Origin of the sequence: Idiomarina sp. ST20R2A10 (assembly GCF_051842345.1) — a bacterium.
Classification (GTDB): Bacteria; Pseudomonadota; Gammaproteobacteria; order Enterobacterales; family Alteromonadaceae; genus Idiomarina; species Idiomarina loihiensis.
Genome location: NZ_JBNIEY010000001.1, coordinates 516,394 through 528,461 on the forward strand (window position 1 = coordinate 516,394; position 12,068 = coordinate 528,461).

Consider the following 12,068-nt stretch of genomic DNA (forward strand, 5'->3'; position numbering starts at 1 on the left):
ACCATGCTGAAAATAGCCGATCGCGATTTTCATTCCCGCTTACTCATAGGCTCAGGCAAATACAGTAGCGCGGACGTTATGCAGAAGTCCCTTGCGGCTTCCGGTAGCGAGTTAGTAACGCTGGCATTAAAGCGCGTTGAACTTGAGCGCCCCACTGACGACATTGTCACGCCTATACAAAACTTAGGTTTACAGCTTTTGCCAAATACCTCTGGTGCCAAAACTGCACAAGACGCTATTTTTGCTGCACGCCTTGCCCGTGAAGCTTTAGGTACCCATTGGCTTAAACTGGAAATACACCCCGACCCCAACTATTTGCTGCCGGACCCGATAGAAACCCTAAAAGCCGCTGAAACTTTGGTAAAAGAAGGCTTTACCGTACTGCCCTACTGCGGTGCTGATCCCGTATTGTGTAAACGCTTGGAGGAAGTTGGCTGTGCGGCAGTTATGCCGTTAGGCGCCCCCATAGGCTCAAACCAGGGCCTGCTTACTCGAGACTTCCTACGGATTATTATCGAGCAGGCTTCGGTGCCGGTCATTATCGATGCGGGCATTGGTGCACCCAGCCACGCCGTTGAAGCCATGCAAATGGGTGCAGACGCTATACTGGTCAATACCGCGATAGCCACCGCGAATAACCCTGTCGCTATGTCAAAAGCCTTTCGCGACGCGGTTATTGTTGGGCGTCAGGCCTTTGAAGCAGGTTTAAGTCAGAATGCTTCCTTAAAAGCTTCCGCATCCAGCCCATTAACGGAGTTTCTGGAGTCGCTATGAGCTTTTATACTACCTGGGAGCAGACCAGCTGGGACAATACCCGCCTGCAGCTTTACAGTAAAAACACGGCTGATGTTGAAACCGCATTAAGCAAGCAGTTCCTGGATACCAGTGATTTCATGGCCTTACTGTCGCCGGCGGCGGAATCCTATCTGCCCCTTATGGCAGAGCGCTCACAACAACTGACCCGGCAGCGCTTTGGTAATACCCTGCACCTGTTTATTCCGCTGTATTTGTCGAATCTGTGTGCTAACGATTGCAGCTACTGCGGCTTTTCCATGAGTAACCGCTTAAAGCGCAAAACCCTGTCGCCAGCTGAAATCGAGCAGGAATGTCAGGCCATAAAAGCCAAAGGTTTTGACACCCTGCTGATAGTGACTGGCGAGCATGAAACCAAGGTAGGTATTGATTATTTTCGTCAGGCGCTACCTATTATCAAACGCTATTTCAGCTATGTGATGTTTGAAGTGCAGCCATTGGCTACCCATGAATACGCTGAATTACGCACGCTGGGTCTGGATGCGGTTATGGTCTATCAGGAAACTTATCAGGCCGCCACGTATGCTAAACATCATTTAAAAGGCAAAAAACGCGATTTCCGCTGGCGGCTTGAAACGCCCGACCGCCTGGGAGAATGCGGTATCGATAAAATTGGCCTCGGCTCGCTGATCGGACTGGAAGACTGGCGTATGGACAGCACCTTTACCGCCATGCACCTGGATTATCTACGGCGACGCTACTGGCGCAGTCGTTATTCGCTGTCGTTTCCCCGGCTACGGCCCTGTGCCGGTGGTGTCGATAACGCAAGGACAATTTCTGATAAACAACTGGTTCAGTTAATTTGCGCCTATCGGTTGCGGTTCCCCGATGTAGAACTCAGCCTTTCCACGCGCGAACAGCAGGCGCTTCGTGATGGATTGTTCCGGTTAGGTGTGACCTCGGTCAGTGCCGAATCGAAAACTCAGCCCGGCGGTTACGCCAACGAGCAACAAGAGCTGGAACAGTTTTCCATAGATGACGACAGGCCAGTAAGTGAAGTGGCGCAGGCAATAAAAGCGAAAGGATTACAACCGGTATGGCAGGACTGGCTTAACGAGCTATCCGCAATGCCACCTGAAACTTTTTCCAGTCCAGAGTAGCCACCAGTAACAACTCACGCAGCGTTAAGGTGCGTGGGTTAACGCGCCCTTTATGATTCCACTGATGTCCACAGCTGGCTGCGGTCATAACACGCTTATTAGGCTTGAGTAAGGTATCCTGACTATGTTCACCCTGCCCGGTAAAATCAAACCAGCCACGGTAATTCAGATGCAGACGCTTTTTATCAGGATCCACACGGTCGATGCTGTCGAGCATTATGGTCGTAAATTCAGGAGTTTGATAACGAACAGGAACCACCAGACCCAAAGCTGCATGTTTAGCAAACCATTGGCTCTGCCCTTCGGCAGATATACCGGCTGAAGGAGCTTTAGTTGGCTGAGGAGCCTGCCAGCTGGCGTTCTGAACATCCAACTTTAACGGCGAATACTGCACTGCATTGAGGCAACCATGAGCGGCGTGACGAATATAGTGCGGGAGACTGGCTAAACGACGTTGCAGAGCCGCAACAGGCATATCATTAACCTGTGCCAGTTGCGGTAATTCACGTTCATACAGCGCTGAGCACAGCTCGGCAAAATCGCCCTGCTGAGCCAGCGGCTGAAATATGTCCGCCTGTTGATTAGCCAGCGTTGACTTCCTGTCGTCCGCGGTAAGGCGCTTGGCCATTCAAATCGCCCTCTATACGCAATAATTGGTTGTACTTAGCAACCCGGTCAGAGCGACACAGCGAGCCGGTTTTAATTTGACCCGCTGCGGTGCCTACTGCCAAATCGGCAATAGTGGCGTCTTCGGTTTCACCCGAACGGTGAGAAATAACCGCCGAGTAACCTGCTTCACGCGCCATCGCAATGGCTGCTAAGGTTTCTGTCAGGCTACCAATCTGATTAAATTTAATCAAAATTGAATTGGCAATCGACTTGTCGATACCTTCTTTGAGAATACGCGTATTGGTTACAAACAGGTCATCACCGACCAGCTGAACTTTGCTGCCCAGTTTTTCGGTTAAGATTTTCCAGCCGTCCCAGTCGCTTTCATCCAGGCCATCCTCAATAGAAATAATAGGATAACGGTCACACAGCTCTGCCAGATAATCAGCAAACTCTTCGGCGGTAAAGGACTTACCTTCGCCAGACAATTCGTATTTACCGTCACGGTAGAATTCAGATGCAGCGCAATCCAAAGCCAGGGTAATGTCGCTGCCCATTTTATAGCCCGCGTTTTCAACCGCTTCGACAATCACCTGCAAGGCTTCTTCATTAGATGCCAAGTTAGGCGCAAACCCGCCCTCGTCACCAACCGCTGTGCTTAAACCGCGCTTCTGCAGAACCTTTTTCAGAGCATGGAACACTTCAGCGCCCATACGCAGGCCTTCTTTGAAGCTTTCAGCGCCAACCGGCTGGATCATGAACTCCTGAATATCCACGTTATTATCTGCATGTTCACCACCGTTTAAGATGTTCATCATTGGCAGTGGCATGCTGTATTTACCGCTGGTGTTATTCAGGTTGGCAATATGTTCGTAAAGCTCAATGCCTTTACTCAAAGCCGCTGCTTTCGCCACCGCCAGAGACACAGCTAAAATAGCGTTAGCACCTAGCTTTTCTTTATTATCGGTACCGTCCAGCTTCAACATAATGTTGTCGACAGCTTCCTGGTTAATCGCATCAATACCGCTTAAGGCTTCAGCAATAGCACCGTTAATATTGGCGACTGCCGTTTCAACACCCTTACCTAAGTAACGAGAAGTGTCGCCGTCACGTAACTCCAGAGCTTCACGTGAACCGGTTGATGCACCACTTGGTGCTGCCGCACGGCCCATGTGGCCAGATTCTAAATAAACGTCGGCTTCAACCGTCGGGTTACCACGGGAGTCCATAATTTCACGACCAACAACTTTAACAATCTTACTCATGCTTAAATCCTGTTTAATGCTTAATCATTAGCCGGGTTATTAACCCAAACGCTCTTTATGAAATTCGCCAGCAGCTTCTATAAAGCCTTTAAATAACGGGTGCCCGTCACGCGGCGTTGAAGTGAATTCCGGGTGGAACTGTACTGCCACAAACCAGCGGTGTTTCGGGTTTTCCAGAATTTCAACCAACTGCTTATCGTGCGAGTAACCGGTAATTTTTAAGCCAGCTTTCTCCAGTGCTTCAACATAATGGTTGTTCACTTCGTAACGATGACGGTGGCGTTCTTCAATAGTCTCTTTACCGTACATTTTAAGTGCTTTAGAGCCCTTTTCTAAATGACATTCTTGTGAGCCCAGGCGCATAGTGCCCCCCAAATCAGAATGCTTATCGCGCAATTCTTTCTGGCCACTGGCATCCATCCATTCAGTGATAAGTCCCACCACAGGATCGCTGCAACTCTCATCAAATTCCGTACTGTTAGCGCCAGCTAAACCAGCCACATTACGAGCGAATTCAATCATTGCGACTTGCATACCTAAACAAATGCCCAAATATGGAACATTGTTTTCACGAGCGTATTTCGCCGCAATTAGTTTTCCTTCAATACCACGACCACCAAAGCCACCGGGAACCAAAATAGCATCCACGTCTTCAAGCTTAGAGGTACCTTTGGTTTCTAAATCTTGTGAGTCTATGTAACGAATGTTCACTGTTAAACGATTCTTAAGGCCAGCGTGCGCTAAGGCTTCGTTAACTGACTTGTAAGCGTCAGGCAGTTCAACGTATTTACCGACAAAACCAACCGTGACTTCACCGTTCGGGTTCGACTCCTGATAGAGTACCTCTTCCCACTCATGCAAGTCGGCTTCAGGACAGTCCAGACGGAAACGTTTGGTCACTATATCGTCCAGACTCTGAGCTTTTAGCATAGAAGGTATTTTGTAAATACTGTCAACGTCGCGCAGGCCAATAACCGCGCGCTCTTCTACGTTGGTAAACAAAGCGATTTTCGAGCGCTCAGTTGCCGGTAAAGAACGATCTGAACGGCATATCAATATATCGGGTTGAATACCAATAGAACGCAGTTCTTTCACTGAGTGCTGTGTTGGCTTGGTTTTCACTTCACCCGCAGCGCCTAAGAATGGCACCAGGGTCAGATGCATAAATAAGGTGTGGTCACGACCAATTTCCGTGCCCAACTGACGAATGGCTTCAAGGAAAGGTTGTGACTCAATGTCACCCACCGTGCCACCAATTTCAATAATGGCAATATCGAAGCCTTTACTGCCTTCAATAACACGACGCTTAATTTCGTTGGTAATGTGAGGAATGACCTGAATGGTCGCTCCTAAAAACTCACCTTTACGCTCACGGCGGATAATGTCTTCATAGACACGGCCGGTGGTAAAGTTGTTGCTGCTGGTCATACGGGTGCGAATAAAACGCTCGTAGTGACCAAGGTCAAGATCGGTTTCAGCTCCGTCTACGGTGACAAAAACTTCACCGTGCTGAATTGGACTCATGGTACCCGGATCTACGTTAATGTAGGGATCCAGCTTCATGATAGTAACGTTAAGGCCCCGTGCTTCTAGAATTGCCGCCAGGGAGGCTGCAGCAATGCCTTTACCCAGCGAGGATACAACTCCGCCGGTTACGAAAATATAGTTTGTCGCCATGTGATACCTAGTTGGTCAGGTCAAATTTGGGATTGCATTCAGACGGGAAAGTAGTATACCGAAAGACGCCCCTAACAACAAATAAAAGCTGTCGTTAGCTAAGCCTGAACATCTGGCGTCGACATCAAAATCTATGCAACTCTAGATTAGAGTCAGGAATATTGCTGAGCGCTCTCATCTATCTCGGGCAGTTCTTCCCAACGGGATAATTTTTTTCGCTTTGCGCTAAAGCTATAGTAACAAGCCATAATAAGACCAAATGTTAAGCCAGCCAGTAGCGGCGCACCAATACCCGCTAATACTGAGAGCCCGGTAGAGTTCCAGACAAGTAGCCACATAATTAAGCCCCAGCCGACAGCAAAAAAAGAACCTAAACTCAGAGCATTACGCATAAAACTATTATAATGCGGTGGTCTTGTTTTTTTACCTAACCACCACATAAACAATAAGAACGGCGGCTCATAGTTAGGCCGCCAGATTTTGGAGTTTTCAAGTTCAGCCAGTGCGGCCTGCTTTTTTGCTTCAAAAGGCATTAAATAAACCTAACAATCAAAACCGTTTTAAATAATGAAAAAGAACATATGTCCAAATAACAGCTGCGGGTATCAGACTAAAAGCAAGTTGAGAGTACATTTCAGAATTGCCGGTAAACTCAATCAGACTTATTGCCAACCCTAGCCCCACACCGAAAAGTAAACTTAGAACGGAAAATAAAATGGTAAAGGTTTTGCGGTCGAATTTAGTTTTGCTAGCAGCTAATGCCTTCGCGCCGGAGTTCATGTTGTTTCCTTAATAATCGGAACTTATTGTTTTAATCATGTTAATAAAACCAAACTAACTTGTTAAGAGTAAATCAATAAAAAAGCGCGCTCAAAATGAACGCGCTTATTCGGAGGCATTAATAAAATTACGTTTTCGCCTGTTTAAATCGATTTACCAAATAAAACAACGCGGGTAGAACAACCAGCGTCAGAAGCGTTGACGAAATAATACCGCCAATAACAACGGTGGCCAGAGGCCGTTGAACCTCTGCTCCTGTACCCGTATTAAACGCCATAGGAACAAAGCCTAAGCTCGCGACAAGAGCGGTCATTAATACCGGTCGCAGACGTTGTTGCGCTCCCTCAAATACAGCGTCTTTCAGCTGTAAGCCATCGCGGAGTAACTGCCGGATAAAAGACAGCATAACAACCCCGTTTAACACCGCGACGCCGGACAAGGCAATAAAACCCACCGCCGCAGAAATAGACAGAGGCATCCCTCGCAATGACAAAGCGAAAATTCCGCCAGTTAATGCCAGCGGCACTCCGGTAAAGATGATCAATGCGCTGCTTAAAGAACCAAAAGCACTATACAGCAGACCTAAAATAAGCAGCAGCGTCAACGGAACCACCAGACTCAGTCGCTGTGAAGCTGACTGCAACTGCTCAAAAGTGCCGCCATAATCAATCCAGTAACCCGTCGGAATATCCAGGTTTGTGTTTAAACTTTCCTGAACCGCATTAACGAATGAGCCCAAGTCGCGATCAGTAACGTTAGCACTGACAATGACATTCCGTTTACCACTTTCCCGGTTAATTTGGTTAGGACCATTAGCCAGGGTTAGTTTAGCTACTTCACCTAAGGGCACGTACTGTAGCTCTGGGTTATTTGCCGCAGGCACATCTACCGGCAGTTGTTTCAATTTTTCAATGTTCTGCCGCCAGTCATTGTCCAGCCGAACCAATAACTTGAAACGTTTGTCACCTTCATAAATAACCCCAGCCTGAATGCCGCCTACGGCACTCTGCAGTGTACTTTGTACATCAGCAACCGTAAGCCCCAGCAACGCCAAATGGTCTCGCTTAGGTTCAACAGACAAGATAGGTAAGCCGGTCATTTGCTCAACGCGCACGCCGGAAGCCCCCGGAGCCTCTCTGATAATAGCCGCGGCTGAGTCACCCAGTTGTTTGAGCTGCTCAAGGTCGTCGCCGTATATACGTACGCCAAGATCAGCCCGCACTCCAGCAATCAGCTCGTTAAACCGCATTTCTATCGGCTGGGTAAATTCGTACTTGTTACCGGGTAACTCTTGTACCTCCTCACGAATTTCACTGACCAGTTGCTCTTTAGTTTTATCCGGGTTGGGCCAGTCTTTGCGCTCCTTCAGCATAATAAAGGTATCAGCCACGCTCGGTGGCATCGGATCCGTTGCTACATCTGGTGTACCAATTTTAGAGAAGACGCGCTTTACTTCGGCAAATTCCGCCACCACGGCTTCTACGTCTTTTTGCATATCAACCGACTGCTGTAAGCCTGTGCCCGGAATTCGCAAGGCATGCATCGCAATGTCGCCTTCGTCCAGTTGCGGCAAAAACTCCGTACCCATACGACTGGCCTGAAACAAAGAAACAGCGAACAAGCCGAAACCGATAGCAATAACGAACACCGGAAGTTTTAGAGCCCCCCTTAATACCGGTTGATAAGCTTTACGAGCGCCGCGCATCACTTTGTTCTCGCCGTGCTTAATATTGCCACGGACAAAGATAGCGACAGCGGCAGGGACAAAAGTGACCGAAAAAATCAAGGCACCCAGCAGCGCCGCAACGACAGTAAAGGCCATAGGATGGAACATTTTTCCTTCCACGCCGCTTAACGCGAATATGGGCAGGTATACCAGCATAATAATGAGGACACCGAATACCGCCGGATTGAATACCTCACGCGTACTTTTCATAACCTCAACTAAGCGTTCCTGAGTTCTTAACACTCTTCCTAACCGCTGTTGCGCATTACCCAGTCGTCGCAAAGCATTTTCCACTACAATAACGGCCCCATCGACAATAATGCCAAAGTCTATCGCACCCAGGCTCATCAGGTTGCCGGACACTTTATTCGTGACCATTCCGGTAATAGCAAACAGCATACTAAGCGGGATAACGCATGCGGTGATCAAGGCAGCACGTATATTGCCGAGCAAGATAAACAGAACCACAATAACCAGAACCGCACCTTCAAAAAGGTTCTTCTCAACCGTGGCAATGGTTTTATCCACTAAGGTAGTACGATTATAAATAGGCTCAGCAACCACGCCTTCTGGTAAGCTTTGTTGCACTTGTTCCAGCTTTTCAGACACCGCTTGTGACACTATGCGGCTGTTCTCACCAATAAGCATCATGGCGGTGCCCAGAACCACTTCTTCCTGATTAGATGTAGCTGCACCGGTGCGCAGCTGTTCACCCAGTTTGACTTCAGCGACATGGCGCACCCGAACCGGCGCATCGTCCCGCTTTGATACCACCACATTGCCAATGTCTTCCAGAGATTGTAACTGACCCGGCGAGCGCACCAGCCACTGTTCCCCGTTCTTTTCTATATATCCGGCGCCGGCGTTTCGGTTGTTCAAGTCCAGAGCTTTTAGTAAGTCCTTCATGGTCACTTTGTAAGCCAGCATACGCCCCGGTTGAGGTGCAACCTGGTATTGCTTTTCATAGCCGCCAACACTGTTTATTTCGGTAACCCCCGGTACTTTTACCAACTGCGGTTTAATGATCCAGTCCTGTATAGTGCGCAGACTTTCCGCAGTATAAGCCTTACCCTCTGCGTCGGTTGCCCCTGGTTTTGCTCTGACAACGTAGTTAAAGATCTCTCCCAAACCGGAGGCTATGGGTCCCATTGCGGGTTCAACGCCTTGCGGCAGTTCCCCTCTAACCTGCTGTAGTCGCTCACTAATTTGCTGTCGAGCCCAGTAAATGTCGGTGCCTTCTTCAAATACCACGGTTACCTGAGACAAACCATAACGAGAAATTGAGCGGGTATAATCCAGCTTCGGAATGCCCGCCATAGCCGTTTCTACCGGGTAAGTGATACGTTGTTCTGTTTCCAGCGGTGAATAACCCGGCGCCTCGGTATTCACCTGTACCTGCACATTGGTAATGTCCGGCACCGCATCAATTGGCAGCTTCATGGTGCTATACACACCAACAGCCGCAATCAAAAAGGTCGCAGCCACCACTAACCAGCGGCGTTCAACCGCAAAGCGAATGAGTGCATCAATCATGATAGTCCCCCTAGTGGCTGTGCCCTGCACCTTGTTTGAGAATGTCAGCTTTAATCAAATAACTGTTGCCAATGACATACTCTGCGCCTGACTGAAGCCCCGAAAGAACCTCGACGTAGTCACCCGATTTGCGCCCTGTTTTAATCTCACTGGCTTCAAACCGGTTGCCGTTGCGGATAAAAACTACGGTTTCTCCGTTCAAGGTCTGAATGGCATCGGACTCAACCGCGATATCGGCAGTAAAGGTGTCAGTTGTGACATCCGCTTTAACATGCATTCCCGGGCGCCAATGTCCTGACTTATTGGGCAACACGACGCGTGCCCGGGCTATGTGACCGCCGGTCATCTGAGGTGCAATGTAAGATACTGTACCGCTTACCGTTTTATGGTGGTGTAAGTCATATACCTCAGCGCTCTGACCTTCTTGCATTGCCTCCACGTTTTCGGGAAATGCTGACAACTCTACCCAAACTGAAGCGGTATTAATTACCTGAAATAAAGGTTGTTGATCAACCAGTTCACCAATATTAGTAAATCGTTCAGAAACCTCGCCACTAATGGGGCTGACCACATTGAACTTGGTACCTGTACTGACGTTTTCGACTACGGCAAGTACCTCGCCCTTTTTAACTGAGTCGCCGATATTGGCATTAAGCGAACTCACAATGCCTTTATAGCGGGCGCTAATATGCGCAATATTGTTATTCTCCGGGGCAATTACGCCGAAAACAGTTTGAGTCACAGCCATGCGTTGGGAGCTAACTTGTCCCATAGTCAGGTCGGCGTTTTCAATAGCTTTATCGCTCAGTTCGGTATGCGACTTTTCATGGTGGTCATCTTCCGACGCCCAGATTTTTTGGGGGTAACTACAGACAGCCAACAAAGCAGCTGCTAAAAAGTAAGTTGATAGTTTCACTGCTGTTCTCCTAAAAATGCTTGTCCGGTCATACGTTCCAGCTGAATGACATCGCTGTATATGGCGTGCTCCCGCGAAACTCTTTGGTACTCGAGCTGAGCTAGCTCATTCTGCGCATCCAGCACCTGCAATAACGAATGCGTACCGCGCACATAGCCCTGGTTCGTTTGTTCGACCAGTTGCTGTGCCAATGGCAATAGCGTGTCTTTCACTTTTTGTCGGTAGTTTTGGTGGGTTTGCAGGCTGTTTATTAGCGCCAGTGCCAGCGAGCGCAACTGAGTTCGCACTAGTTTTTGCTGCTGCAGGTTCGATTGATGCAAAACCCGACGCTGCTTAATACGCCCGATATTAGGATCTTGCAGTTGCAATGGCATCGAAGCTTCAACAACAAAACCGGTATCATCCGACTGATTGTTGTAACGTACGCCAAATCCGAGACTTAAGTCAGAGGTAGAGTCTGCTTCCAACGCCTTTGCCTGAGCCCGCAATAAGCGTTCGGAATCTAACAGGCGTAAATATTCAGGCGCTTTATTTACTGCATTTAGAACGTCCGATTGCTTCGGCAACTTTAAGGGGAAATAAAAAGTCCCCGAAACTTGGTTAAAGTTTGGCTGCTCAGCCCACATTGCGCTGAGCTTTGCCTGCGCTTTAGCCAACTGGCCTTTCAGTTCCTCTATATCAGCCCGTTGGCTCTCGCGCTGAAGTTGGATACGGGTTACCTCAGAGTTTGGAACCGCGCCGGCATTTGCCCGCTCCTGCGCAGTTTCTAAGAGACTCTCCATACGATGAAGCTGCTGCTTGCTAAGACGAATAAACTCCTGCAGCTTGAGTACTTGGTAAAAGCGTTGTGTGGTTTGTGCCAGTACCTCAATGCGCTGGTATTCAAACTCGGCCTGTTGCACTTTTTCTTCGGCTGTAGCCGCATTCATACGCTGCTGGCGTTTCTCACCTAACTCAATGACCTGAGAGAAGGACAGCGTCATCTGCGCACTATCCAGACCGGAGCTTTCACCAGAGCCAGCAAAGTTTTCAACTTCCAGTCCAACTCTCGGATTAGGTGAAAACTCAGCCTGCAGAGTCAGTGCCTCGGCGGCCTGCTGTTGGTAATCGTACTTTTGTAAATCGGGGTTACTCTTCAGCGTGCGGTTTAATGCATCACTTAAAGTTAAATCTGACGCGGCAGCACTAACCGGAAACACCAATATGGCACCCAGAAAGACCACCACGAAGCTCAAACGCTTCATGTTTTTTCTCCAATTGTTCGCTATTTAAAAATGACGGTAGAAATGGAGATTAAGCGTTTGGTGGGGGAACCGGCGGTTGATGGGCTAAACCCTTATCAAAAATCACAGCGGTAGGTTGAGCTTCGGTAATAACGGGACAAGCAGAGACACTAATGCCATAACCAGTAATGCAACTAACGTGCGCATGAAACTGGTGGTCGTGCCCCTGCTCAAGATCTAAAGATGAAGAATTCGGGCTATGTTCCAAACCATGGTTTACATCAAAAACAACATCCACACTGCTGTGGCTTGCGTCTTCCATATGGCCAACCACAGACGCACAGGTAAAAAAGCTGTATATCAGGATGACTGTAATGAGTAACCATGAGATTTTCATGCCCGCTACTTTATCGAACTTAAGCCGCG

11 protein-coding genes are annotated in these 12,068 nt (G+C 48.5%); 2 read left to right on the forward strand and 9 right to left on the reverse strand.

All coding sequences use genetic code 11. From position 1 onward, the window contains the following. The first annotated feature begins 3 nt into the window (after nucleotides 1-3). A complete protein-coding gene (locus ACP7H9_RS02525) occupies nucleotides 4-774 on the forward strand; it encodes a thiazole synthase (RefSeq protein ID WP_114981413.1) in 771 nt (256 codons plus the stop codon). After that, the gene (gene thiH / locus ACP7H9_RS02530) at nucleotides 771-1,913 is read left to right on the forward strand and encodes a 2-iminoacetate synthase ThiH (RefSeq protein WP_114981415.1); all 1,143 of its coding nucleotides are present in this window, start codon (nucleotides 771-773) and stop codon (nucleotides 1,911-1,913) included. The genes ACP7H9_RS02525 and thiH overlap by 4 nt, the downstream gene beginning before the upstream one ends. On the opposite strand, the gene ACP7H9_RS02535 is transcribed toward thiH, so the two are convergent. From ACP7H9_RS02535 to ACP7H9_RS02575, 9 genes are all read right to left on the reverse strand, one after another. Then, on the reverse strand, nucleotides 1,864-2,541 hold the full coding sequence (locus ACP7H9_RS02535; protein ID WP_114981418.1) for a hypothetical protein: 678 nt from the start codon (nucleotides 2,539-2,541) through the stop codon (nucleotides 1,864-1,866). The two genes, thiH and ACP7H9_RS02535, sit on opposite strands and share 50 nt — an antisense overlap. Further along, entirely contained in the window at nucleotides 2,495-3,787 is a 1,293-nt protein-coding gene (eno, locus tag ACP7H9_RS02540; RefSeq protein ID WP_114981420.1) for a phosphopyruvate hydratase, read from the reverse strand. Before eno ends, ACP7H9_RS02535 begins: the two co-directional genes overlap by 47 nt. Nucleotides 3,788-3,826: 39 nt before the next feature. Next, complete coding sequence (locus ACP7H9_RS02545; protein WP_114981422.1) at nucleotides 3,827-5,464, reverse strand: CTP synthase; 1,638 nt, start codon at nucleotides 5,462-5,464, stop codon at nucleotides 3,827-3,829. A gap of 152 nt (nucleotides 5,465-5,616) precedes the next feature. Further along, complete coding sequence (locus tag ACP7H9_RS02550) at nucleotides 5,617-5,997, reverse strand: DUF6404 family protein (protein WP_114981424.1); 381 nt, start codon at nucleotides 5,995-5,997, stop codon at nucleotides 5,617-5,619. 16 nt (nucleotides 5,998-6,013) lie between these two features. Next, nucleotides 6,014-6,244 (reverse strand): hypothetical protein, encoded by a 231-nt coding sequence (locus tag ACP7H9_RS02555; protein ID WP_114981426.1) that lies wholly within the window; start codon nucleotides 6,242-6,244, stop codon nucleotides 6,014-6,016. 127 nt (nucleotides 6,245-6,371) lie between these two features. After that, a complete protein-coding gene (locus ACP7H9_RS02560) occupies nucleotides 6,372-9,503 on the reverse strand; it encodes an efflux RND transporter permease subunit (protein ID WP_114981428.1) in 3,132 nt (1,043 codons plus the stop codon). A gap of 10 nt (nucleotides 9,504-9,513) precedes the next feature. After that, on the reverse strand, nucleotides 9,514-10,419 hold the full coding sequence (locus tag ACP7H9_RS02565) for an efflux RND transporter periplasmic adaptor subunit (RefSeq protein WP_114981430.1): 906 nt from the start codon (nucleotides 10,417-10,419) through the stop codon (nucleotides 9,514-9,516). Beyond that, nucleotides 10,416-11,663, reverse strand: a complete 1,248-nt coding sequence (locus ACP7H9_RS02570; RefSeq protein ID WP_114981432.1) for a TolC family protein — start codon at nucleotides 11,661-11,663, stop codon at nucleotides 10,416-10,418. The genes ACP7H9_RS02565 and ACP7H9_RS02570 overlap by 4 nt, the downstream gene beginning before the upstream one ends. Nucleotides 11,664-11,712: 49 nt before the next feature. After that, nucleotides 11,713-12,039: a hypothetical protein gene (locus tag ACP7H9_RS02575; RefSeq protein WP_227016301.1), complete on the reverse strand. Its 327-nt coding sequence runs from the start codon at nucleotides 12,037-12,039 to the stop codon at nucleotides 11,713-11,715. Between the last annotated feature and the right edge of the window lie 29 nt (nucleotides 12,040-12,068).

Bases quoted from the DNA above. Each gene is read 5' to 3' on its own strand.
- ACP7H9_RS02535 (WP_114981418.1), bottom strand. From the start codon at position 2,541: ATGGCCAAGCGCCTTACCGCGGACGACAGGAAGTCAACGCTGGCTAAT.
- ACP7H9_RS02570 (WP_114981432.1), bottom strand. From the start codon at position 11,663: ATGAAGCGTTTGAGCTTCGTGGTGGTCTTTCTGGGTGCCATATTGGTG.
- ACP7H9_RS02550 (WP_114981424.1), bottom strand. From the start codon at position 5,997: ATGCCTTTTGAAGCAAAAAAGCAGGCCGCACTGGCTGAACTTGAAAAC.
- eno (WP_114981420.1), bottom strand. From the start codon at position 3,787: ATGAGTAAGATTGTTAAAGTTGTTGGTCGTGAAATTATGGACTCCCGT.
- ACP7H9_RS02525 (WP_114981413.1), top strand. From the start codon at position 4: ATGCTGAAAATAGCCGATCGCGATTTTCATTCCCGCTTACTCATAGGC.
- thiH (WP_114981415.1), top strand. From the start codon at position 771: ATGAGCTTTTATACTACCTGGGAGCAGACCAGCTGGGACAATACCCGC.
- ACP7H9_RS02560 (WP_114981428.1), bottom strand. From the start codon at position 9,503: ATGATTGATGCACTCATTCGCTTTGCGGTTGAACGCCGCTGGTTAGTG.
- ACP7H9_RS02545 (WP_114981422.1), bottom strand. From the start codon at position 5,464: ATGGCGACAAACTATATTTTCGTAACCGGCGGAGTTGTATCCTCGCTG.
- ACP7H9_RS02575 (WP_227016301.1), bottom strand. From the start codon at position 12,039: ATGAAAATCTCATGGTTACTCATTACAGTCATCCTGATATACAGCTTT.
- ACP7H9_RS02555 (WP_114981426.1), bottom strand. From the start codon at position 6,244: ATGAACTCCGGCGCGAAGGCATTAGCTGCTAGCAAAACTAAATTCGAC.